Origin of the sequence: Methylosinus sp. H3A (assembly GCF_015709455.1) — a bacterium.
Taxonomy (GTDB): domain Bacteria; phylum Pseudomonadota; class Alphaproteobacteria; order Rhizobiales; family Beijerinckiaceae; genus Methylosinus.
Genome location: NZ_JADNQW010000005.1, coordinates 1,349,597 through 1,371,212 on the forward strand (window position 1 = coordinate 1,349,597; position 21,616 = coordinate 1,371,212).

At 65.6% G+C, this 21,616-nt stretch carries 20 protein-coding genes; 9 read left to right on the top strand and 11 right to left on the bottom strand.

Going from position 1 to position 21,616, the window contains the following annotated elements; all coding sequences use genetic code 11:
* Window positions 1-67: 67 nt before the first annotated feature.
* The 5 genes from leuD (at window position 68) to ptsN (ending at window position 5,116) form a co-directional block, all read left to right on the top strand.
* The gene (gene leuD / locus IY145_RS09335; RefSeq protein WP_196407962.1) at window positions 68-673 is read left to right on the top strand and encodes a 3-isopropylmalate dehydratase small subunit; all 606 of its coding nucleotides are present in this window, start codon (window positions 68-70) and stop codon (window positions 671-673) included.
* 167 nt (window positions 674-840) lie between these two features.
* Window positions 841-1,761 carry an LPS export ABC transporter ATP-binding protein gene (lptB, locus tag IY145_RS09340; protein ID WP_196410473.1) on the top strand — a complete coding sequence of 307 codons (921 nt, stop codon included), beginning with the start codon at window positions 841-843 and terminating at the stop codon, window positions 1,759-1,761.
* Window positions 1,762-1,936: 175 nt separating this feature from the next.
* A complete protein-coding gene (gene rpoN, locus IY145_RS09345) occupies window positions 1,937-3,517 on the top strand; it encodes an RNA polymerase factor sigma-54 (protein ID WP_196407963.1) in 1,581 nt (526 codons plus the stop codon).
* Between the two features lie 331 nt (window positions 3,518-3,848).
* Entirely contained in the window at window positions 3,849-4,418 is a 570-nt protein-coding gene (hpf, locus tag IY145_RS09350; RefSeq protein WP_196407964.1) for a ribosome hibernation-promoting factor, HPF/YfiA family, read from the top strand.
* Window positions 4,419-4,651: 233 nt separating this feature from the next.
* Window positions 4,652-5,116, top strand: coding sequence for a PTS IIA-like nitrogen regulatory protein PtsN (ptsN, locus tag IY145_RS09355; protein WP_196407965.1), 465 nt, complete (start codon window positions 4,652-4,654; stop codon window positions 5,114-5,116).
* A gap of 57 nt (window positions 5,117-5,173) precedes the next feature.
* Here the strand turns inward: ptsN and IY145_RS09360 are convergent, their stop codons facing one another.
* Complete coding sequence (locus IY145_RS09360; RefSeq protein WP_026191564.1) at window positions 5,174-5,452, bottom strand: general stress protein; 279 nt, start codon at window positions 5,450-5,452, stop codon at window positions 5,174-5,176.
* Window positions 5,453-5,605: 153 nt separating this feature from the next.
* Window positions 5,606-6,409, bottom strand: coding sequence for a response regulator (locus tag IY145_RS09365; RefSeq protein WP_196410474.1), 804 nt, complete (start codon window positions 6,407-6,409; stop codon window positions 5,606-5,608).
* A gap of 157 nt (window positions 6,410-6,566) precedes the next feature.
* Here IY145_RS09365 and IY145_RS09370 point away from each other — a divergent pair, with 157 nt between their 5' ends.
* From IY145_RS09370 to IY145_RS09385, 4 genes are read left to right on the top strand one after another with little or no spacing between them, the layout of a single operon-like run.
* Window positions 6,567-6,932 carry a NepR family anti-sigma factor gene (locus tag IY145_RS09370; protein WP_246721904.1) on the top strand — a complete coding sequence of 122 codons (366 nt, stop codon included), beginning with the start codon at window positions 6,567-6,569 and terminating at the stop codon, window positions 6,930-6,932.
* On the top strand, window positions 6,932-7,510 hold the full coding sequence (locus IY145_RS09375) for a sigma-70 family RNA polymerase sigma factor (RefSeq protein ID WP_196407966.1): 579 nt from the start codon (window positions 6,932-6,934) through the stop codon (window positions 7,508-7,510). Before IY145_RS09370 ends, IY145_RS09375 begins: the two co-directional genes overlap by 1 nt.
* Window positions 7,511-7,570: 60 nt before the next feature.
* Window positions 7,571-8,977, top strand: a complete 1,407-nt coding sequence (gene fumC / locus IY145_RS09380) for a class II fumarate hydratase (protein ID WP_196407967.1) — start codon at window positions 7,571-7,573, stop codon at window positions 8,975-8,977.
* Between the two features lie 30 nt (window positions 8,978-9,007).
* On the top strand, window positions 9,008-9,583 hold the full coding sequence (locus tag IY145_RS09385) for a putative immunity protein (protein ID WP_196407968.1): 576 nt from the start codon (window positions 9,008-9,010) through the stop codon (window positions 9,581-9,583).
* A 16-nt stretch (window positions 9,584-9,599) separates the two neighbouring features.
* On the opposite strand, the gene IY145_RS09390 is transcribed toward IY145_RS09385, so the two are convergent.
* From IY145_RS09390 to IY145_RS09430, 9 genes are all read right to left on the bottom strand, one after another.
* Window positions 9,600-10,508: a heparan-alpha-glucosaminide N-acetyltransferase gene (locus IY145_RS09390; RefSeq protein WP_196407969.1), complete on the bottom strand. Its 909-nt coding sequence runs from the start codon at window positions 10,506-10,508 to the stop codon at window positions 9,600-9,602.
* Window positions 10,505-11,491 (bottom strand): hypothetical protein, encoded by a 987-nt coding sequence (locus IY145_RS09395; protein WP_196407970.1) that lies wholly within the window; start codon window positions 11,489-11,491, stop codon window positions 10,505-10,507. Before IY145_RS09395 ends, IY145_RS09390 begins: the two co-directional genes overlap by 4 nt.
* A gap of 51 nt (window positions 11,492-11,542) precedes the next feature.
* Window positions 11,543-13,345 (bottom strand): hypothetical protein, encoded by a 1,803-nt coding sequence (locus tag IY145_RS09400; RefSeq protein WP_196407971.1) that lies wholly within the window; start codon window positions 13,343-13,345, stop codon window positions 11,543-11,545.
* The gene (locus IY145_RS09405) at window positions 13,342-13,779 is read right to left on the bottom strand and encodes a GtrA family protein (protein WP_196407972.1); all 438 of its coding nucleotides are present in this window, start codon (window positions 13,777-13,779) and stop codon (window positions 13,342-13,344) included. Before IY145_RS09405 ends, IY145_RS09400 begins: the two co-directional genes overlap by 4 nt.
* Window positions 13,780-15,270, bottom strand: a complete 1,491-nt coding sequence (locus IY145_RS09410) for an NAD(P)/FAD-dependent oxidoreductase (RefSeq protein WP_196407973.1) — start codon at window positions 15,268-15,270, stop codon at window positions 13,780-13,782. It abuts the gene before it with no gap.
* 89 nt (window positions 15,271-15,359) lie between these two features.
* Window positions 15,360-16,520 (bottom strand): diguanylate cyclase, encoded by a 1,161-nt coding sequence (locus IY145_RS09415; protein ID WP_196407974.1) that lies wholly within the window; start codon window positions 16,518-16,520, stop codon window positions 15,360-15,362.
* A gap of 169 nt (window positions 16,521-16,689) precedes the next feature.
* Window positions 16,690-17,457: a nucleotidyltransferase family protein gene (locus IY145_RS09420; protein ID WP_246721906.1), complete on the bottom strand. Its 768-nt coding sequence runs from the start codon at window positions 17,455-17,457 to the stop codon at window positions 16,690-16,692.
* Window positions 17,423-18,955, bottom strand: coding sequence for a tRNA (adenosine(37)-N6)-threonylcarbamoyltransferase complex ATPase subunit type 1 TsaE (gene tsaE, locus IY145_RS09425; RefSeq protein ID WP_196407975.1), 1,533 nt, complete (start codon window positions 18,953-18,955; stop codon window positions 17,423-17,425). Before tsaE ends, IY145_RS09420 begins: the two co-directional genes overlap by 35 nt.
* Window positions 18,952-21,486 (bottom strand): PAS-domain containing protein, encoded by a 2,535-nt coding sequence (locus tag IY145_RS09430; RefSeq protein WP_196407976.1) that lies wholly within the window; start codon window positions 21,484-21,486, stop codon window positions 18,952-18,954. Before IY145_RS09430 ends, tsaE begins: the two co-directional genes overlap by 4 nt.
* Window positions 21,487-21,616 lie beyond the last annotated feature (130 nt).

Consider the following 21,616-nt stretch of genomic DNA (forward strand, 5'->3'; position numbering starts at 1 on the left):
GCCTTCTCCGCCGATTTGGTAAAGGGCGCGGAGTTTCGCCGCGCCCGATGCCGCCGAGGACACAAGAATGGAAAAATTCGTCTCGCTGACCGGCGTCGCCGCGCCGATGCCGATCATGAACATCGACACCGACATGATCATCCCCAAGCAATATCTGAAGACGATCGCCCGCACCGGCCTCGGCAAGGGTCTCTTCTCGGAGATGCGGTATCGGGACGACGGCTCGGACAATCCCGATTTCGTGCTCAACAAGCCCGCCTATCGCAACGCCAAAATTTTGGTGGCGGGCGATAATTTCGGCTGCGGCTCGTCGCGCGAGCACGCCCCCTGGGCGCTGCTCGACTTCGGCGTGAGGGCGGTGATCTCCACGAGCTTCGCCGACATCTTCTATAACAACTGCTTCAAGAACGGCATTCTGCCGATCAAGGTCGAGCAGGCCGATCTCGACAAGCTCATGGACGACGCCACGCGCGGCGCCAACGCCACGCTGACGATCGACCTCGCCGCCCAGGAAATCCGCGGCCCGGACGGCGGCGTCGTGAAATTCGACATCGACCCGTTCCGCAAGCACTGCCTGCTCGAGGGCCTGGACGATATCGGCCTCACGCTGCAGAAGCGACCCGCGATCGACGCCTTCGAGGCGAAATCGGCGGCCGCCCGGCCCTGGGCCTGATCGCGGTTTCCCGTATTGCAAAAAAGTAACGAGGGTTTTTCGTCGTGGAGGCATAGGATCGCAGCGAGCGGCGCGCGATCTTCGCGTTCCGTCTCTCTCGTGCAGGGCGTCCAGGCTTGAGCTTCCGATCCTACCCATCCGCGAGCGACACCGAACGATCCGGCCTGCTGACCCGGATCGCGGAACGCCTGCGCCTGCGCCGGCCACGCGCCGATCGAGGGTCTTCGGCGCGTTACGCCGGCCAAATCGACGCCTGGAATGGAGACGGCGCCGAAAATTTAGGCGCCGGGGAGCCCGCCTCCGATTTCGCTTCTTCGGGCGAAGAGGCCTATGCGGGCGAGGAGGAAGCCGCCGCCGCCGCGCACAAGGGCGTGCTGTCGATCCAGCATCTCGCCAAGGCCTATAAAACGCGCCGCGTCGTGGAGGATGTGAGCCTGCATGTGGCGCGGGGCGAGGCGGTCGGATTGCTCGGCCCCAACGGCGCCGGCAAGACCACGGTTTTCTACATGATCACCGGGCTGGTGAAGCCGGACCGCGGCGTCATCGCGCTCGACGGCTATGACGTCACCGGCCTGCCCATGTATCGGCGCGCGCGGCTCGGCATCGGCTATCTGCCGCAGGAGGCGTCGATCTTCCGCGGCCTCACGGTCGAGGACAATATTCGCGCCGTGCTGGAGATCACCCAGCCCGACAAACGCCTGCGGGAGCAGGAGCTCGACGCGCTGCTGGAGGAGTTCAAGCTCGAACGCCTGCGCCGCACGCCGGCGGTGGCGCTCTCCGGCGGCGAGCGGCGACGCTGCGAGATCGCCCGCGCGCTCGCCGGGCGCCCGTCTTTCATGCTGCTGGACGAACCCTTCGCCGGCATAGATCCCATCGCTGTCGGCGGCATTCAGGATCTCGTGCGCCATCTCAAGGCGCGCGGCATAGGCGTGCTGATCACCGACCATAGCGTGCGCGAGACTTTGGGCCTCACCGACCGCGCCTACATCATCTACAACGGCCATGTTTTGACCGAAGGAACGCCCGAGGAGATCGTCGCCCATCCCGATGTGCGGCGAATCTATCTCGGCGAAGATTTCAGGATGTGATTTCGGACCGGAAGCGTCGCTGCGATTAACCGCTAGGCGGATTTTCCGATGGGCGCCGAATAATTGGTCCTGCGCCTAACTCCTCCCCGTGCTATAAGCAAAAAACAGGCCGAGAGCGGCCATTGCGCCGGCTCGCGGCTGTGCGCGACGGCAGAAAGTTTCGAGTAGGCGGAAAATGGCTATTTCCACCAAACTGATGATGCGTCAGGGCCAAGCCCTGGTGATGACGCCCCAGCTCCTGCAGGCCATCAAGCTCCTGCAATTCTCCAATCTCGAGCTTTCCGCATTCCTACATGAGGAGCTCGAGCGCAACCCGCTGCTCGAGGCGGTCGAATCCGACGATATTCCCGATCTGCATCCAGAGCGCGGCGAAGGCGATGGCGATGGCGGCGACGCGGGTTTCGACGGGGTCGGCGAGCCGCGCGAGGGCGATTGGGCGCAGGACAGCCTCGCCGTCGACGCCGGCCAGCTCGCCGCCGAGCTCGGCACGGAGATCGGCAACGCTTTCGAGCTCGAGGGCCCACGCAGCGTGGCGGTCGACTCCTCCGGCTCGCTGGAGGGCGCGGGTCTCTCGGCCAATTCCTGGACCGGCGCGAGCGGCGCCGGGAGCGATGGCGAGACGCCCAATCTCGAGGCCTATGTCGCCGCCGACGCCAGCCTCCACGATCATCTCGCCGAGCAGCTCGCCCTCGCCTCCGCCGATGCGCGTGACCGGCTGATCGGCCACGCCATCATCGACGCGATCGACGAGACCGGCTATCTGCGCGAAGACATCAACGAGATCGCTCTGCGGCTCGACGCCGATCCGGTGCGCGCCGCGGCCGTGCTGGCGACGATCCAGAGCTTCGACCCGTCCGGCGTCGCCGCGCGCGATTTGCAGGAATGTCTCGCGATTCAACTACGCGAGCGCGACCGCTTCGATCCGGCGATGCAGATATTCATCGCCAATCTGCCGCTGCTCGCCAAGCGCGATTTCCCCGCTCTCGCGCGCCTCTGCGGCGTCGACGAGGACGACATAGCCGATATGGCGGCGGAGGTTCGCCGTCTCGACCCCAAGCCCGGCCGCGCCTTCGGCGGCGCGCCGATCCAGCCGCTCGTCGCCGACGTCATCGTGCGGCCGGCGTCCGACGGCAGCTGGATGGTGGAGCTCAACTCGGATGCGCTGCCGCGCGTGCTGGTCAACCACTCCTATGCCGCGCGGGTGAGCGCCGGCGCCAAGCGCGACGGCGACAAGACCTTCATCTCGAGCTGCCTGCAGAACGCCAATTGGCTGACCAAGAGCCTCGAGCAGCGCTCGCGCACCATTCTGAAGGTCGCCTCCGAGATCGTGCGGCTGCAGGACGCCTTCCTCGCCAAAGGCGTCGAGCATTTGCGGCCGCTCAATCTGCGCACCATCGCCGACGCCATCGGCATGCACGAGTCGACCGTCTCCCGCGTCACCTCGAACAAATATATGATGACGCCGCGCGGCATATTCGAGCTCAAATATTTCTTCTCGGCCTCCATCGCCACGACGAGCGGCGGCGAAGCCCATTCGGCCGAGGCGGTGCGCTACAAAATCAAGCAGATGATCGACAAGGAGAGCCCTTTCGACGTGCTCTCGGACGACGCCATCGTCGCGCGCCTCAAAGAGATCGACATCGACATCGCCCGGCGCACCGTCGCCAAATATCGCGACAGCCTGCGCATTCCCTCCTCGGTCGACCGCCGCCGCGCGAAACAGGCGATGGCTCGGGAAAGCGCCCCGGCGCTCTGATCGTCTCTTTTGGAGGCGGGTCCGTACCAACTCGGAGGCGCCCAGGCGCCGCAGGAATGAGCAAAACGCTCTCCCATTGACTTCGCTGGCCGGGACACTTAGAGCCTGTCGCCGAAGCGGGGGGGCGCGCAAAAGCGACGTCGGCCCGTCTTCCGCCACGTTCGAACGGCAAGAATGACGCTCGGGCGCGCGGCCGAGAAATTCGCCGGCGTCGTGGCGAGGACCGTGGGGGGACGGTCGAAACCGACGCTCCCGAGACCATCATGAGATTTTTCGAGGAATGCGCTTCTGCGCCCGTCGCGAGCGCTCGAATGGACGAGGCAGACCCGACATGTCGCTGCGAGTGTCCGGCAAGAACATCAACATCGGCGAAGCCTTGCGGACCCATGTCGTCGAGCGGTTGACGACCGCCGCCGGGAAATTCTTCGACGGCGAGGTCAGCGGTCATGTGACGATCTCGCCGGAAGGATCGGGTTTTCGCGCCGATTGCAGCCTGCATCTCGCCTCGGGCGTCGATGTTCAGGCCGACGGCCGCGCCCAGGAGCCCTACGCCTCTTTCGATCAGGCCGCCGACCGAATCGAGAAACGTCTGCGGCGCTACAAGAGCCGGCTGAAGGATCATCACCCCGTCACGCGCGAAAGCGAGGGCGAGGTGGCGCAGAGCTATGTGCTCGAGGCGCTCGATCAGGAGCAGGACGCGCCCAAGGAATACGCGCCGACGATCGTCGCCGAGTCGACCTCCCGGCTGCGTCGACTGTCGGTCTCGGCCGCGGTGCTGGACCTCGATCTTTCCGGCGCGCCGGTCATTGTTTTCCGCAACGCCGACACAGGTCGGCTCAATGTTGTCTATCGACGCGGCGACGACCATATCGGTTGGATCGACGCGCCGGGCGGCGAATAAGACGGCACATATCTTGCCTTTAGAACAGGTGCGACAGCTGTGAGGGCTGCTATGCTCATTATGCGCGACTGGAGTTCGCCCACCGCCCCGAAGAACGGCGTAGAGCGCCGCAACGGGTGGCGTCGCAACGGCAAGACGCGGTGCATCCTTTGATGAACTCGGACCTCGCGCGCCGCGATTCGCGCGGCGACGGAGCTCGGCCCAGACCAGGCCTCGAATGGGATAGACGCCACATGCGGCTCGCGGATTTGCTCTCCACCGAAGCGGTTCTTCCCGCGCTCAAGGCGAACAACAAGAAGCAGGCGCTTCAGGAGCTCAGCGAGAAGGCGGCGGAAATTTCCGGCCTGCCCGCCCGCGAGATCTTCGACGCGCTGCTGCAGCGCGAGCGCCTCGGCTCCACCGGCATAGGCGACGGCGTCGCCATTCCGCACGGCAAGCTCGCGCGAATCAAGTCGATCTTCGGGATTTTCGCGCGGCTCGAGCGGCCGATCGACTTCGACGCGCTCGATGGCGCGCCGGTCGATCTGATTTTTCTCCTGGTCACGCCCGAGGCGTCCGGCGCCGATCATCTGAAGGCGCTGGCCTGCGCGGCGCGTGTGCTGCGCGACCCCGGGATCGTCGCGACGATTCGCGCGACGCGGGACGCTTCCGCCCTCTATTCCATCATCGCGCAAACCTCTACGCCCCACGCCGCCTGAGGCCTCGCGCCGCTGACGTCAGCCGGCCGCGAAATACGGCGAGAGAAGGGCCGCGGATTACTCCGCGGCTGTTCTCGGCTTGCTGTGGGAGGCGTGACCTCCCTTGCGTCCGGCCTCGGAAGCGAGCTGGTGATCGCGGGAAAAGCTCCGCTTCGTCGGATCGACGCTCTGGCCGCCCTTGCGTCCGGCCTTGGCCGCGAGCTCGGGGTTCTGGGAGAAGCTGCGCTTTTCATCAGGGACGTTCTGGCCGCCCTTGCGCGCGATCGCCCGCTGCTTCTCAGGGTCCATCGAAGCAAAGCCACGGTTCGACTTTTTCGGTTCCTGGATCGCCGTCATATCTTCTACCTTCTCTTGTCCCCCGGGAGTCAACGCCCGAGTCAAGACAAGGTTGCGCTCTATTCGCGGCCGATAGAAGTTTTTTTTGCCGCAATTCGGCCTGTGGTCTTTACGTACGAAAATGAACGATTACCTCAGCTATGGTTTAATTCTTCACTTGTGCTTATCATTGTATTTGAGATGGGATCGTCTGTCGAAAAATAAAGCTTGGCTGATGATCGCTTTCAGACTGTCTACGCTGAACGGCTTGGCGATCAGGAAGGCCGGCTCCGGCGGCTCTCCGGTGAGAAAGCGCTCCGGATAGGCGGTCACGAAGATCACCGGCGTCGAGAGCGAACCGAGTATTTCATTGACGGCCTCGAGGCCCGAGCTGCCGTCCGCCAGTTGAATATCGGCCAGAATGAGGCCGGGGGGAGTCCTGGATATGGTCTCGACCGCCTCTTTATGGGTGCGCGCCACCGCGACGACCTTATGCCCGAGCTCCTCGACCAGCCCGCGCAGATCCAGCGCGATCAGCGGCTCATCCTCTATGATCAGCACGTCGGTGGCCAATTGGCCGGCGATCTCCGAGCTCGCCGTGTCGATCAACGCCGCCGCCCGCGCCTCCGAGACCGAAAGCGCGCGGGCGATCTCGCCGAGCGAGAAGCCCTCGAGCGCATGCAGCAGAAAGGCGATGCGCGGCTGCAGCGAGATGGCGTCGAGATTGCGCCGCGCGCCGGCCTCGTCGCCGGACGTGTCGGTATGGTCGTTGATCGGACTCGACGTCCAGATTTCCAGAAACAGCCGATAGAGGGAGATTTTCAGATCCTCGTCGGCGACGAGGCGGGAGGGGTCGGCGACGGCCGTTTCGAGAGTCGCCAGCACATAGGCGTCGCCGCCTTCACGGCTGCCCGACAGGGCGCGGGCGAAACGCCGCAAATAAGGCACATGCCTTAGAATCGCCTGAGAAATGGACATCATGTCCCTCGTTTCGCGTTGCGAAAGTCGCGCCATCATGGCGCGTCGTGCTCTGCGTCAAATCGTCGCCGTATATATGGGAACTATTTGGTAAAATTAGCGTTGTGAGTTGGTCGGCGCAATGCAGTACTAGCGCGGCCGCGTCCGCTCGCCAGAGTTGGGCCTCACGAGAATTCTCGAGGAGCAGATGGTAAAAAGCAGCCGGAAGTCCACTGCCGCCGCCTTGAGCACAGCCGAAACCCGAAGAGAGATAGAGGACAGCACGAGCGACCCGATCGCTGGTCCGCCGACGCAGGATGTCGGCGACGGGTTCGTCGTCTTGAACTCCCGCCGCCCATCGCGGGCCCAGCGTCCGGAGGCCGAGACGGCCAATGATGTGGGCGAGCAGATCGGCGAGCAGCTCCGCGGGCTCTATGACGACATCCTCAACCAGCCCATTCCGGATCGTTTCCTAGAGCTCTTGAACCGGCTCGAGAGCGACCCGATATCCCCGACGCGGTCGAAGACGCCCGGGGAGGGATAGTGCCGACATCCGAAGCGGCGAAAGCCGGAGGAAGGGGAACGAAAGCCGATCTCGTCGCGGCGATCCCCAATCTGCGCGCATTCGCGGTTTCGCTCTGCGGCAACGCCGATCGCGCCGACGACCTCGTCCAGGAGACTCTGGTCAAGGCCTGGAGCAGCCTCGCCTCCTTCACCGAAGGCACCAATCTCACGGCCTGGCTGTTCACCATTCTGCGCAATATCCACTACAGCGATTATCGCAAGCGCCGCCGCGAGGCGCCCGATCCCGACGGCGCCATCGCCGCGCGGCTGGTGTCGCTGCCGGCGCAGAACGCCCATATGGATTTTCTCGACTTCCGCACAGCGCTGCAGAAGCTGCCGCTGGACCAGCGCGAGGCGCTGATTCTGGTCGCGGCCTCGGGTCTTTCGTACGAGGAGGCGGCCGCGATCTGCAATTGCGCGCCGGGCACGATGAAGAGCCGCGTCAATCGCGCCCGCAATCGCCTCGCCGAAGTTCTCTCGCTGAGCTCCACGAGCGATATCGGCGACACTTATTTCATCGGCGAGCAATCGATTCTGCCGCGCGCCGGCAATGATTGATAGACGGGCCGAAATGGCCCATAGGGAAGCTCGAGCGTAAATTTTCCACGAGCGAGACCAATGACCGAAAAGACGACCGAATTCCGAACCGAACGTGATTCCTTCGGCGACATAGAGGTTCCGGCCTCCGCCTATTGGGGCGCGCAAACGGAGCGGTCGCGGCAGAATTTCCCCATCGGCGTCGGCCGCATGCCGATCGAGATCGTCCATGCTCTGGCGCGAGTGAAGCTCGCCGCCGCCGAGGCCAATCTCGAGAAGGGCCTGCTGAACCCCGAGGTCGCCGCTGCCATTTCCGCCGCGGCGCGCGACGTCATCGAGGGAAAGCTCGACGAGCATTTCCCGCTGGTCGTCTGGCAGACCGGCTCCGGCACGCAATCGAACATGAACGTCAATGAGGTGATCGCCAATCGCGCCAATGAGGCGCTGGGCGCTGGCCGCGGAGCCAAGGCGCCGGTCCACCCGAACGACCACGTCAATCTCGGCCAATCCTCCAACGACAGCTTCCCGACCGCCATCCATGTCGCCGCGGCGATCGCCATCTCGCAGCGCCTGCTGCCGGCGGTGGAGCGGCTGCACGCGGCGCTCGCGGCCAAGTCCAAGGCCTTCGAGCATATCGTCAAGATCGGCCGCACCCATTTGCAGGACGCGACGCCTGTCACGCTCGGCCAGGAATTTTCCGGCTATGCGGCGCAGGCAGAATTCGGCGCCAAGCGCATCCGCCAGGGGCTCGAGGATTTGTTCCTGCTCGCCCAGGGCGGCACCGCCGTCGGCACGGGCGTCAACACTTACAAGGGTTTCGCCGAGGCGGTCGCGACCAAGATCGCGGCGCAGACCGGCCTGCCGTTCCAGACGGCGCCGAATAAATTCGAGGCGCTCGCCGCCCATGACGCGGCGGTCTTCGCGCATGGCGCGCTGAATGCGCTCGCGGCGGGGCTCTACAAGATCGGCTGCGATATTCGCCTGCTCGGCTGCGGCCCACGCGCCGGCCTCGCCGAGCTGAAGCTGCCGGAGAACGAGCCGGGCTCGTCGATCATGCCGGGCAAAGTCAATCCGACGCAGGTCGAAGCGCTGACCATGGTCTGCACGCGCGTCTTCGGCAATAATGCGACGATCACCTTCGCCGCTTCGCAGGGCCATCTCGAGCTCAACGTGCTGAAGCCGGTCATCGCCGCGGCGCTGCTCGAATCGACGATATTGCTCGCCGACGGCATCGACAGCTTCATCACCCGCTGCATCGACGGGATCGAGCCGGACGAGGCGAATATCAAAAGCTTCCTGGAGCGCTCGCTGATGCTGGTGACGGCGCTGGCGCCCAAGATCGGCTATGACGCCGCCTCCAAGATCGCCCGCGCCGCGCATCACAATGGCACGACGCTGCGCGAGGAGGCGCTGAAGTCGGGCAAGGTGACGGACGCGGAATTCGACGCGCTGGTGCGGCCGGAGAATATGCTCGCGCCGAACGATTGAGATCCGCCCGCCTCCATCGCGGGAGGATCGATGCGCCCCGATAGCGATAGACCGGCGAAGGCGGACGAGATTCCTCTCGACCTGGAGGAGCTTCGCGCCATCGCCGGATTTTCCGCCGAATGCGCCGTGACCGCGCTCGAAATTTTCGAACGATCCTCTCCCGCCGATTCGCGTCCGCGAAATGCGATCGAAGCTGCGCGGACATTCGCGCGAGGCGGCAAGAGAGTGAAAGCGCTACGCGACGCGGCGCTCGCCGCGCTGAAGGCGGCGCTCGCATCCGATGATCCCGCCGCCAGCCACGCCGCGCGCGCCGCTATGTGCGCGTCATCGGCGGCCTATCTTCATCCCTTGGCGCGTTCCACTCAGGTCAGGCATATTCTCGGAGCCGCCGCTCATGCGGCCAGAGCCGTCGAATTGGTGGCGGGCGACACTGTCGATCTCGAGGCCGATCCGATGCAACACCCCGCCCGTTGCGCTACTCCACAGGTCGTCGACGTGCTGCGCCGCTTTCCTGCGGCGCCGTCGGGCGGTGGACGCGTCGGCGAACTGCTCCGTTCTCTCGACCGAACGCTTCGCGCCGGCGACCTGACGCCGAGCGCTTCCTGACGCGAAGCCTCATAGATCATTTCGCCACACAGACGCGGGCGATGGCTTCCAGGCGCAGGCGGCGGTTGTCTTCGCTCGTATCCTCAGACAATGCGCCATCCTGCGTCGCCTGACGCGCCACGCAATCGCAGGCCGTCGCGCATTTCCGCGCTTCCGCTCCCGAGGCGACGCATTGCGCGCGGCAGGCTTCCTCGAAGCGCGCATTCTGCACCGGCGCGAACAGCATGGCGACCGCCGTGAAACCGGCGAAAAACACCGGCTGATGGGCGAGATAGAGCGCGAGGCTGTGCCGCCCGAGAAAGGCTAAGCCTAGCGCCGCTGCGCCGCCGCGCGAATCCGTACGAGGCGCGGCGCCGAGGCGCGCGAGCTTGGCCGCGCCGACGCCGAAGAACAACGCCCCCGCCCAAGGCGTGAGCGGCCGATAGTCATTGGTCAGTGGCTCGAAGGTCGAAAGCCCCGTCCACCAGAAGAAGGGCGCATCGAAGAAAGACGCGCGCGCGAAAAACGAGGCGGCGACGAGTGCGAAGCCCGCGACGAGTGCCGCCGGCCAGGGCAGCACGAGAAACGGCAGAGCGAGAAGGCTCGCCGCCGCTATGCAATGCAGAATGCCGAAGAAGACGAAGCTCGCGGGGAAAGCGACATAGGTCGCGGCGCTCACGAGCAGCGCGGCGCCGATGACGAGCGCGAGCCTGCGCCAATAGGCGCCGGCGCGAAAGACGCGCCCATGCGCCAGCGCGAGCGAAACGCCCGCGATGAAGAGAAAGCTCACCGCGACCGCATGGCCGAAAGCCATATAGGCTCGCGTATAGGGAATATCGGGATCGATATGGCCGAAATGGCCGAGATCCCAGCCGAAGTGAAAGGCGAACATCGCCAGCACGGCGAGGCCGCGCGCGACATCGAGCCACAGCAGGCGCGCGGTCATTTGACCGCCGTCGTCGCCGTCGATTGGAATTTGCCGAACACCATATCCGGCGCCGAGAGATTGTGACGCGAGGGCATGTGCCGGCCGAGCCAGATTTCCGTCGCCGGCGCGCCCGGAAAGCCGATCACCGGCGCCTCCTGCCAGCCTATGCCGCGCTTGGCGCGCCAGGCGACCAGCGCGGCGTCGCTCATCGACTGCGTGGTGTACATGGACCGCAGCGAGGCGAAGGGCAGGCCATCCGGCATTGCGTCGCTATAGGAGACGTCCAGCACGATGCGATCCTGATCGATGGTGACGACGCGCAGCTTCGCCTCGCCGCCGCGGCGGAAACGCAGAGTGAAGCTGCGCGTATCGGGATCGAAGACGATCTCCTTCAGCGCCACGATAGGGCGCTCCTGCACCTCCACCGGGCCGATGAGGAAGGACGAGCCATAGGCCGTCCAGCGCATATCCTCGAAAGGCAGAGGCCGCGCGCGCCAATAGCCGTCCGGCGGATAGAAGACGAGAATTTCCTCCGCGCGCTCGCGATAGGTCATCCACAGCTGGACGAGATGAAAGCCCGTCTCGACGCGGTCGCCGACCCGCACGGGCACGTCGTTCGGCCGCCAGAAGGACGGGAACGTATAGCCGACCAGCCAGAATTCCGGCGTCTCCCAAAAAGTGTGGCGGCGCGCGTCGGCGGCGAATTTCGGGTCGTGCGAAAGATCGCAGCTCGTCCAATCCGGCGCCCAGCGGTCCGAGCCGATCATGCCGATATAGGAGGGGTGGATCGCCTGCACGCGCATGCGGCGCACCAGCGGCGAGACGAAATCGAGCTCGATATTGTCCTTCTCGGCGCAAAGCTCGGGCGCGGATTTGTTCTCGATCCGCACTTGCAGATCCTCCTCCGCCCCCTGCGGCGGCTGCGCGAAGGAGGGCCGGGCGAAAGGCAGGCTCGAGGCGGCGAGGAGAAGCCGGCGGCGGTCGATCAGCGGAGCGGACATGGGCTGTATGGGTTTCCTGTTGCGGCGGGCGCGGCGGGTCGGCGCTCGATATTATTGCGCGGGACGCAGGGCGAAAACATGGAAAGGCGAGCGCTCGAGTGGGATTTTCTCGAGAAAGGGGAGCGTCTCGCCGCGCGAGAGCGCCGCCGCCAGCCCATGGGGCGCGCGCTCGGTGAGGGCGTTTCCGGTCTCGCCGCCGCCGCACCAGAGCAGCAGCTCGGCGCCCGCCGCGCGCAGCAGGCGCTCGGCCTCGGCCGGCTCGGCGAGAAAAGCGTCCACCGCGAGGCGATTGCCGCGATTGTCGCGATGATAGGGCGCGGCGAAGACGAAATGCGGCGTGAAGGCGAGGATATGCGCGCCAATATCGACCGGCGCGACGATACGCGCCGGCGCCAGCGCAGCGAGCGATGAAAAAGCGCCGGCCTCGAGGCAGGCGCGGCGCGTCTCCCGAGGGGCGGCGTCGCCCTCCGATTGCAGCGCCAGAGCGAGGCCCATGGGCGAGACGCAAAGGCACAGCAACCCGACCGTGAGGCCGCGCAGCAGCGGCGTCACGCTGGCGAGCCGCGCCGATATGGCGGCCGCCGCGCCGGCGAGCGCGATCATGGCGAGCGGCGTGACGGAAGAAAAGACGCGAATCTGCCAGAGCGCCGCGCAAAAGCCGATGAGAATCGCCGCCGCGAGCATCGCCCAGCGCCCGCGCACGAGGCCCTCCGCACGCCAGGCGAGGACGAACGCCGCGACGAGGCCGAGCAGCACCGGCGCTGCGGTCGAGACGAGCAAGGCCGGATCGGCGAGAAACGCCTTCAGCGGCTTGGCCTCTGTGACATGAGAGAGCCAGAGTTCGCGCAGCAGCGGATCGAGTCCGACCAGCGGATCGCCGAGGCATTGCGGCGCGCCGGCGAGGAATGCGCCGAGCGCAGCGGCGCCGACGAGGCCGAGGCCCATTATGCGCCGAGCGAGCGTATCGAGACTCGGCGCAAAAACGCCGAGCGCGGCGAAACCGAGCGCGCCGACAATGAGCGCGCGAATATGAACGGCCGAATAGGCGTCGCAGGCGGAGAGGCCGTATCGCGACGGCGCGACAGTCGCAACGAAAGTCAGCGGCGCGAAGACCAGCAGTCCCAGCGCGAAATGGAGCAGGCGCCGCGACGCCGCGACGCCCTCGACGAGAAAGAGGATCGCCGGCGCCGCGAGCAGCACGACGAAGAAGGGCAGATTTTCGAGGCTGATCGCCAGCGACAAGGCCAAAGGCGCGGCGGCCGCCGCGAGCGCCAGAGGGCGCTTGGCGTCGAGACCGAGCGCGACGAGGCCGAAGCTCGCCATCAGCAAAATGATCTGCGGCGCATGATGATCGATGCGGCCCGGCGTGAATTGCATGAACATCGGCGCCGAGAGAAAGACCAGCCACACTGCGACGATGCGCGCCGAGCGCGCGACGAGCACGCGCGCGACGAAAGCCGCGAGCGCGAACAGCAGAGCCAGGCAGACGAAAGGAAAGACGAGCCGCGTCGCCCGCTCCGCAATTTCCGGCACGAAAAACAGCCTGAACAACAGATCGAGCCCGGCGAGCGGCGTATCGACGATGCGCGACCAATGCATGAAGAGCCCGTCCGGCGGATCGAGCCGGCGCGCCGTCATATCGAACCAGGATTGGCCGGCGAGGAGATCGCGCAGCTGCACGGCGCGCATGGCGTCGTCGGAATCGTAGAATTCGCCCGCGCTCCACACGGCGCGCGCGCGGGGCAGCGTCAATAGAGCCGCGCCGGCGAGCGCCGGAACGATGGCGGCGAGAAGCGGAATTTCGCCGCGCGTCTGCGTGCGGGCGCGCGCCGTCTCGCCAGCCAGCGCAGTCACGCGGAGGCCTTCGCCGTCGACGTCGGCGCCGAAAACAAAAGCGCGCGACGCGCGGTGAAATTGAACAGGAAGACGCAGCCCGCCGTCGGAATTTTCGCAAAGGCGGGATCGAAGCCGAGACGGCCGACGAAGATGAACATCAACGCCTCGGTGAGCAGCAGGCCGGCGAGGCCGATGGCGAAGAACACGGAGAATTCCGACGCCGGCCGCACGCTGCGGCGATCACGAAACACGATTGCGACGCTGAGCGCATAGACGAGCGCTAGCCCGCCGGAAAACCCGATCGCAGCCGCGACGAGATAGGGAAGGCCGAGCGTCTTTTGACAAAGCAGAAGCAGGCCATAGTCGAGCGCCAGCGCCGCGCCGCTCGCCAGCCCATAGGCGATGAGATCGCGCAGCAAGCGCGCGGCGGCGAAGACGCGGCGCGTCGACATTCAGGCGACCCGCTTCGGCACGAGACGTTCGCTCGCGAGCGCCTGCTCGGCGCCGGAGACGCCGCCTTCCGAATATTCGGCGTCCTCGTTCACGCCCCAGACGTCATAGATCGCGCGGCCGGCGACGATGTTGAGCGCGGTCAACATTCCGGTCATCATCGCATGATCCTGGTTGTTGTATTTGTGCATGCCGTTGCGGCCGACGAGATGCAGACCGGGGTAACGCGTCATGAGCTCGAGGCGTATCGCCTGCACATTGGCGGCGTAGGAATCGTCATAGACGGGATAGGCCTTGGCCTGCCGCACGACGCAGGCGTCACGCACATCCTGCGCCTTCATGAGGCCGATCTTTTCGATCTCCGCCGTCGCGAGCGCGACGAGATCGGCGTCGTCAGCATTCCACAGGCCATCGCCCTCGAAACAGAAATATTCGAGGCCGAGGCAAGTGGAGACGCCATCGGCGATCATCTCGGGCGACCAGGATTTGAAATTCTGCACGCGGCCGACCTTCACCGACGGATCATGAATATAAATCCAATTGTCGGGGAATTCATTTTGCGGCCGTCCGATCAGCACGACAGTGAGAAAATCGCGATAGGCGAGCGCGCGTGCGTTGAAGAGGCTGATCGGCGTCGGCGTCAACGCATTCATCACCTCGCGCAGCGGCGCGGAGGAGAGAATATTACGGGCGTGATAAGTCTCGCTCTCGCCGCTGGCGTTGCGCACGGTGATGGTCCAGAGGCCGCTCTCTTCGTCATAGGCCAGCGCCTCGACCTTGCGGCCCATCTGCAGGCGGCCGCCGAGCTTTTGCATTTTGCGCGCGGCGGCTTCCCACATCATGCCCGGCCCGCGGCGCGGATAGCGAAAGGATTCGATCAGCGTCTTCGCCGTTCCGCTGGATTTGCCGAGCTTGAGCGAGCGACGCAATCCATCGACGATGGCGGCGCCGAGGCTCAGCCCCTTGATGCGCTGCGCCGCCCAATCTGCGGAGATATCGTCGCAGCCCATGCCCCAGACCTTTTCCGTATAGGTCTTGAAGAAGATGCCGAAGAGCCGCTCGCCGAATTGATTGCGCACCCATTGATGAAAGGAGCGCGGCTCCTTCACCGGAAAGGCCTTGGCGAAAGCGAAGGACGCCATGCACATCGCGCTCTCGAAAAGGCCGAGATTCTTCAGCGCCTCGAACGCCTTCAGCGGATAGGCGTAGAATTTGTCGCGATAATAGATGCGCGAGAGCCGCGGCCGCTCGATGAAATCATGCGGGAGAATTTCGTCCCAGAGATCGACGATCTCTTTGGATTTCGAGAAGAAGCGATGCCCGCCTATGTCGAAGAGAAAGCCCTTGTAGCTCGCCGTGCGGCTGATGCCGCCGACGTAAGCTTCATCCTGCTCGAGGACGAGAACCTCGCGTCCGTGCTTCGCCAGAATATAAGCGGCGGTGAGGCCAGCGGGCCCCGCGCCGATCACTATCGATTCGATGATCTCGCCCATGACGGCCCTGAAACAGCGTGGCGCGCGCCGGCCGGCCGCGTCATGCGGCAAGGCTCACGGCACGTAGGGGCACTATGGATGAGCTTTGGTTAACGCGCTGTTACGCTCATGTCGGGAGCGTCGCTCGCGAAAATGACGCGGTTTCGTCCTTCGGCCTTGGCGCGATAGAGCGCGTCGTCGGCGATGCGCGTCATGGCGGCGAGGTCCAGCGTCTCGTCCTCGAGCACGGTGACGCCGACGCTGACGGTCGCCGCGCCGTCGGCGAGATGCGCGGCATCGCGGATGAAGGCCGAACGAATGCGCTCCGCGATCGCCAATGCGCCGGTCCGATCGGCGGGCGAGAGAATGGCGACGAATTCCTCGCCGCCGATTCGCGCCAGCAGATCGCTCGATCGAATATTTCGCGTCGCGGTCGCGCCGAAGGCGGCCAGCACGCGGTCGCCGACCGCATGACCGAAGCGGTCGTTGATATATTTGAAATTGTCGAGATCGAAGACGAGCACCGCCGTCGCCGGCGCGGGCGCCGATCGCTTCGCGCGCTCGACCGCCCGGTCGAAGGCGCGTCGATTGAGAAGGCCCGTCAGCGGATCGATCATCGCCGCGACTTCTCGTCGCTTCGCGAGGCGCTCTTTGGAGAGGGTCGCCAATAGAAAGCCGAGAACGGCGATAAAGCCAGAGAGCTCGAGGAAGCGGTATTTCTGATATGGGCTGGTGAGGAAGCTCGCTTCGTCGACCGCGATAAAAGGCGCCGCGATCGCGAGCGTGAATTCGAGCCCCGCTTGCAGCGCGATGATCCAAGCCGTCACGCGAGACACGACGAGACGCTGGCCGCCAGCGCGATTGTAGCGGAACAATTCGAAGGCGGCGGCGACTTCATAGATCGCCGAGATCGCGGAGATTTCCGCAATTCGAAAGTGAATATCCGCGCGCCACAGTCCGGCGGCCCAAATCACACCGCCGAGGAAGGCCAGCAGCGGTCGCACCGGCTTGCCGACAAAAACGAGAACGCCCGTCCAGAGCAGACCGCACGCCCATAAAGTGAGCGCGTTTCCGAAAATGATCGAAAGCCACCCGACCTCGTTGCGGAAAGCGTAGCAGAGCGCCGAGGCGCCCGCCATCGCGAAGACCGCGGCCCACCACCACAATTCTTCGGCTTCTTCGTCGCCGCGCCAGATCGCGTAGAGGAAAACGCCCAGCAGCGAGAGCATGAAGGCGCCGAATAAATAGAGGGTCGGCGCCAATGCGATCATCGCGGTTCACGATCCCATGAGTTGCAAACAGCGCAAATGCCGAGAGTTTCGGGGTCTGGGGCGCAAGCGTAGCATCGACTATGCCATGCTCTGAAAGTCATAAACAGCAGCACAGCCGCTTCGCGGCTGGACAAGATGTCGCAAAGTTAAAAAAATCCTCGCCGAGGCGCTATCTTTCCCCTTCGACTTGTCGCGGCCTGTCCGTCTCCTCGGCGACGGCGCGCTCGGCCTCCTCGATCGCGCCCATCGTGCCGACATGCAGCCATTTGCCGTCCAGCGCAACGCCGAAGAGCCGCCCCTGCTCCGCCGCGCGGAAGAAGAAGGGCGCGAGCGGAAACGCCTCCTGCTCGACGCCCTCGAAGAGCTGCGGTTTTAGGATACCGATTCCGGCATAGACGTAATCGGCCGTCTCGCCCGCCGCGCGCTTCGTCAGCCTGCCGTCTTCCGCCCTGTGGAAGTCGCCGTCCCATTCGACGCCGACGCTGCCGAGACGCGGGGCGAGCAGCAGCGCGACATCCATGATCTCCGCGTCCCAAATGCCGGCGAGGCGGCGCAGATTGTCCTCGCGCGCGCCGACCCAGAAGGCGTCGGTGTTGCAGACGAAGAAGGGCCGTCCGCCGAATTGGGCCAGAACCTTCTTGATGCCGCCGCCCTGGTCGAGCAGCCGCTCCCGCTCGTCGGAGACGGTGACGCGCGGGCGCTCCCGGCCTTCGAGACGCGTCTCGATCTGATCGGCGAGGTGATGGACATTGACGATCGCCGTGGCGACGCCAGCCTCCGCGAATGCGTCCAGCGCACGATCGAGCAACGTCACGCCGGCGATGGCGACGAGGGGCTTGGGCAGCCGGTCGGTCAAGGGCCGCATGCGCGAGCCGAGGCCGGCCGCGAAGACCATCGCCGCGTCAGGCGCGAAAGAGCGCGGGGAGGTTCGCGACATACCAAGCCTCGAGATCGGCGAGCGCGGGATGGCGCAGGCCCTTGCGCAGATAGGTTTCGACGCGCGGCAGATGGACGAGATATTGCGGCTTGTGGTCGCGCTGGTCGAGCCGCGCGAAAATGCCGAGGATTTTCGTCGCGCGCTGGGCGCCGAGAATGGCGTAGGCGCGCGCGAAAGCCGCCATATCGAACAAGGGATCGGCCTCGCGGCGCTTGCGCGCGTAATGACCGAGCAGGCGCATCTCCAATTCGTCCGGCACGTCGACGCGGGCGTCCTGCGTCAGCGAGACGACGTCATAGGCCGGATGGCCGAGCACTGCGTCCTGAAAATCGATGACGCCGACGCGCGCCGTTCCCTCGCGATCGGCGAGCCAGATCAGATTGGGCGAGTGGAAATCGCGCAAAGTCCAGGTCGGCGCCGACATCACGATCTCGATCAGCGCCTGACGCCAGAGATTGACGAAGGTCGCCTTGGAGCCGGAGGAAATGCCGCCGCCGCCGACGCGGCCCGCATACCATTCCAGCAGCAGCTCGACCTCGATCAGCAGCGCGTCGAGATCATAGGGCGGGACATGATAAGGGCTCGCGCCCTCGACCGGGAGAACATCCGGCAAGCGACGCGCATGGAGCGGCGCGAGCGCCGACAGCGCCTCCAAATAACGATCGGCGATGGGCGCGCCGCCGGCGACGACGCCGTCGCGGCCGAGATCCTCGAGCAGCACGAAGCCCGCGGAGAGATCATAGGCGTAGATTTGCGGCGCGGAGAGGCCCTGCGCGCGCAGGGCGTCGGCCATGGCGACGAAGGGCTTCACCGTCTCCGCGAGCCGCGCAATGGCGCTATAGGGCTTGCCATAGCGGATCGGCGGGCCGTCTGGCCGCGCCGGCGAGATCATCAATATGGCCTGCGCGCCATCCGGCCGGCGCAGCGCTTCATAGACGCGCGAGGAGGCGTCGCCCTGCAGATATTCCCGCGAGGCGTCGCTCCAGCCGGCGCGCTCCAGAAACTCCCGCATGGAGCGGAAGGCGCGGAGCCGCCCCGCCGCCTTGCCACGGGCGATGACGCCGATACGGCGCGCGTCCGGGGTCTCGGGCGCGGCGAAAGAGAGCCGCACTTCGAGACGATCGCCGGTGAAGAGGCTGGGCGCGCGCTCGGGCCATTCGACGAGCACCAGCGCATCCTCGCTCGCCTCCTCGAAACCCATGGCCTCGAGCTCCGCCTCGCCGCCGGCGATGCGATAGAGATCGGCGTGCAGAATGCGGCAGAAGGGCGTCTCATAGCCCTGCATCAGCGTGAAGGTCGGGCTCGGCGCCTCCAGCGTCGGATCCTGCGCCAGCGCGCGGATCAGCGCGCGCGCGAAGGCCGTCTTGCCCGCGCCGAGATCGCCGGAGAGGGTGACGAGCCGCACCGTGTCGCGAATGAGCGGCGCGAGCCGGGCGGCGAGCTCGGCGGTCTGCGCTTCATCGGCGACGTCGATCAGCCATTCGGCCTCTTCGCTCATGAGGCCTGTCCTTTTTCACGCTGCGCGACATCCTGCCGACCGCTGCTCTCGGGCGCCGGGAAGATACAAGTGACGGTGGTGCCCTCGCCGAGCGCGGAGTCGATGAGCACACGCCCTCCGTGCAGCTCCGTGAAGGCGCGAACGATCGACAGGCCGAGCCCGACGCCTCTGTGGCGCGAGCCGGAGGTGTGCGATTCGAAGCGGTCGAACACTTTGTCGAGGACATCCGGGGCGATGCCCCGCCCCCGATCGGCGACCTTGAACACGATTTCCCCCTCCCGCCGCAACGCCGCGAGGGTAATCGTTTGTCCCGGCCGAGAAAAGCCGATCGCGTTGGCGAGCAGGTTGAACAGGATCTGGCGGATGCGCTTGCCGTCGCCGCGGAAGCAGCCGACCTCGCCCGTGGCGACGATCTGGAGCTCTATGTCGTTCTCCGCGAGCCGGTCTTGAACGCCCTCGGCCGCGGCGCGTATGGCGTCGGCGGCGTTCACCTCTTCGAGCTCGAGCTCCATCGCATCGCTGTCGATCGTCGCGAGATCGAGAATGTCGTTGATGATGGCGAGCAGCGCCGCCGAGGATTTGGCCACATAGCCGAGATATTCGAGCTGCTTGGCGTTGAGCTCGCCGGTCGTCTTCTCGCCGAGCAGATGAATGAAGCCGATGATGTTGTTGAGCGGCGAGCGCAACTCATAAGAAACGTGATGGACGAAGTCGTTGCGGATTTTCTCCGCGGCGATCAGCGCCTGATTGCGCTCGGTGAGCGCGCGCTCGACATTCACGCCCGCCGTCACATCGACGAAGGTGAGCAGCGCCGCGCCTTCCGGCAGCGGCTGCGCCGTGCAGTCGAGCACGACGCCGTCCGAGCGCTCGATGCGCCGCGTGAAGCCCTGGCGCATGTCCTGCAGCCCGGTGACGAAGCCGCGCAATTCGCTCCAGGTCTCCTCGTTGAGATGCAGCGGCCGGCAGAGAATGGCGACGGCGTCGAAGCGCGGCTTGTCGTCGAGAATGCGCTTGTCCAGCGCCCATAGCGCGAGGAAGGCGGGATTGCAGAAGCGCAATCTGCCGTCCGGTCCGAAGACGGCGACGCCCTCGCGCAGATTTTCGAGCGTCTCGTTCTGCATGCGGTCAAGCGCATGAAAACGCGATTCGAGGAAATAGCGCTCGCTCACATCGTCATAGAGATAGGTGACGCCGCCTTGCGGATTGGCGTTCGCCACGACGCGCAGCGTGCGTCCATTCGGCATGTGCCAGACATGCTCGTGATGTTCCTCGGAGGATTGATAGGCCTCCAGCAGGCGCGCCTTCCAGGCCTTGTAATCGGCTTCGACCGGCAAGCGCTGCTCGGCGCGCAGGCGATCGAGTATCTCGCTGTCGCTCGGCCCCTGGTCCAGATAGGCCCTGTCGAGCGGCCAGAGATTCTCATAGGCCGCATTGCGATAGACGAGCCGTTTGGCGCGATCGAAAATGGCGACGGCGATCGGCAATTGCGCCAGCGTGCGCGAATGCGCCTGCATCTGCTGCTCGAGATCGGCGCGCGTCGTGTCGATCTCATGGCGATCGATAGCGAGAGCGGCGGCGGCGCCGTGGCATGGCGCTTCGACGATGTCGAGACGATGCCGCTCGCCCGCGACGACCGCGGTGACGCGCGCGCGCCAGACCTCGTCGCGCGCGCGCGCCGTCATGGCTTGCGTGCGCGCGTCATTGTCGAGGAGCTCGATCTGACGACGCAGCGCATCGCCCGGATTTTCCGCCTCCACCGCCTGGGCATAGGCGGAATTCACGAAGGTGACGCGGCCTTCGGCGTCGCGCATCCAGACCGGCGTCGGCAAAGCCTCGAGCAAAGCGCGGAACCCCTCGACCTCGGCGACGCTGCGCGTGTGGCGCTCGCGCAACGACAGCAGCTCGAGCCGCTCGCCGGAAACTTCGCGGATGCGCAGCACGGCGCGGCCGGCGACGGCGCGGCCCTCGGCGTCGAAGCGCCGACCCTGCAAGCTCGCGAGCGAGAGATGAAAGCCTTCGCCGTTCTGGCGCAGGCGGTCGATGCGATCCTGCAGCGCGCCCGCCTCCTCCGGGCCGAGCCAGGAGCCGAAGGCGAGCACGCGCCGCGCGAAGGCCGGATCGTTGAGCCCGTTCTCTATGTCCGGCTCGCCGGCGGCATTGTCCCAGGAGACGAAGAGCTGCGGCTCGCTCGACAGAAAAATCTCGGCGCGATCGAGCCGTTTTCGTGTCGCTTCGAGCTCGGCGGAAAGACGCGCCTCGCGGCGGCGCCACACCTTGCGCTCGCCGAGATGGGTGAAGGCGACGACAACGGCGAAAAGGGCGAGGCCGCTGGTCAGCGCGAGATTGACGAATTCCGCATTATTGGTGGCGGCGAGAAAATTGGTGAGCGCCTCCGCCCGCGCCGGCCCGCCGAGCGGCAAAAGGCCGGCGGTCGCGAGCCCGCGCGTGACGCCGCGAACGAGCGGCGAGGACGCTCCCCGACGTTGCGCGGACGGCAACGCTTTCGGCCCGAAAGCCGCATCGTGATACATGCGAACCGGTCTCCACGTTCGATTTGCAAAGGCTCATCGCAAACAAACGCCGCAAGCCGTCCGCGCGCCACCGAGGCGCCGTCTCTCGAATCGCGTCTAATCTAAAGCGCGCCGTCGAAAAGTGAAACGC

What these genes read in the sequence shown, in the direction of transcription:
- IY145_RS09420 (WP_246721906.1), bottom strand. Translation starts at nt 17,457, where the DNA reads ATGTCGCGAACCTCCCCGCGCTCTTTCGCGCCTGACGCGGCGATGGTC.
- tsaE (WP_196407975.1), bottom strand. Translation starts at nt 18,955, where the DNA reads ATGAGCGAAGAGGCCGAATGGCTGATCGACGTCGCCGATGAAGCGCAG.
- IY145_RS09390 (WP_196407969.1), bottom strand. Translation starts at nt 10,508, where the DNA reads ATGACCGCGCGCCTGCTGTGGCTCGATGTCGCGCGCGGCCTCGCCGTG.
- IY145_RS09385 (WP_196407968.1), top strand. Translation starts at nt 9,008, where the DNA reads ATGCGCCCCGATAGCGATAGACCGGCGAAGGCGGACGAGATTCCTCTC.
- hpf (WP_196407964.1), top strand. Translation starts at nt 3,849, where the DNA reads ATGTCGCTGCGAGTGTCCGGCAAGAACATCAACATCGGCGAAGCCTTG.
- IY145_RS09405 (WP_196407972.1), bottom strand. Translation starts at nt 13,779, where the DNA reads ATGTCGACGCGCCGCGTCTTCGCCGCCGCGCGCTTGCTGCGCGATCTC.
- ptsN (WP_196407965.1), top strand. Translation starts at nt 4,652, where the DNA reads ATGCGGCTCGCGGATTTGCTCTCCACCGAAGCGGTTCTTCCCGCGCTC.
- IY145_RS09360 (WP_026191564.1), bottom strand. Translation starts at nt 5,452, where the DNA reads ATGACGGCGATCCAGGAACCGAAAAAGTCGAACCGTGGCTTTGCTTCG.
- leuD (WP_196407962.1), top strand. Translation starts at nt 68, where the DNA reads ATGGAAAAATTCGTCTCGCTGACCGGCGTCGCCGCGCCGATGCCGATC.
- IY145_RS09415 (WP_196407974.1), bottom strand. Translation starts at nt 16,520, where the DNA reads ATGATCGCATTGGCGCCGACCCTCTATTTATTCGGCGCCTTCATGCTC.
- IY145_RS09410 (WP_196407973.1), bottom strand. Translation starts at nt 15,270, where the DNA reads ATGGGCGAGATCATCGAATCGATAGTGATCGGCGCGGGGCCCGCTGGC.
- fumC (WP_196407967.1), top strand. Translation starts at nt 7,571, where the DNA reads ATGACCGAAAAGACGACCGAATTCCGAACCGAACGTGATTCCTTCGGC.
- IY145_RS09365 (WP_196410474.1), bottom strand. Translation starts at nt 6,409, where the DNA reads ATGTCCATTTCTCAGGCGATTCTAAGGCATGTGCCTTATTTGCGGCGT.
- IY145_RS09430 (WP_196407976.1), bottom strand. Translation starts at nt 21,486, where the DNA reads ATGTATCACGATGCGGCTTTCGGGCCGAAAGCGTTGCCGTCCGCGCAA.
- rpoN (WP_196407963.1), top strand. Translation starts at nt 1,937, where the DNA reads ATGGCTATTTCCACCAAACTGATGATGCGTCAGGGCCAAGCCCTGGTG.
- IY145_RS09395 (WP_196407970.1), bottom strand. Translation starts at nt 11,491, where the DNA reads ATGTCCGCTCCGCTGATCGACCGCCGCCGGCTTCTCCTCGCCGCCTCG.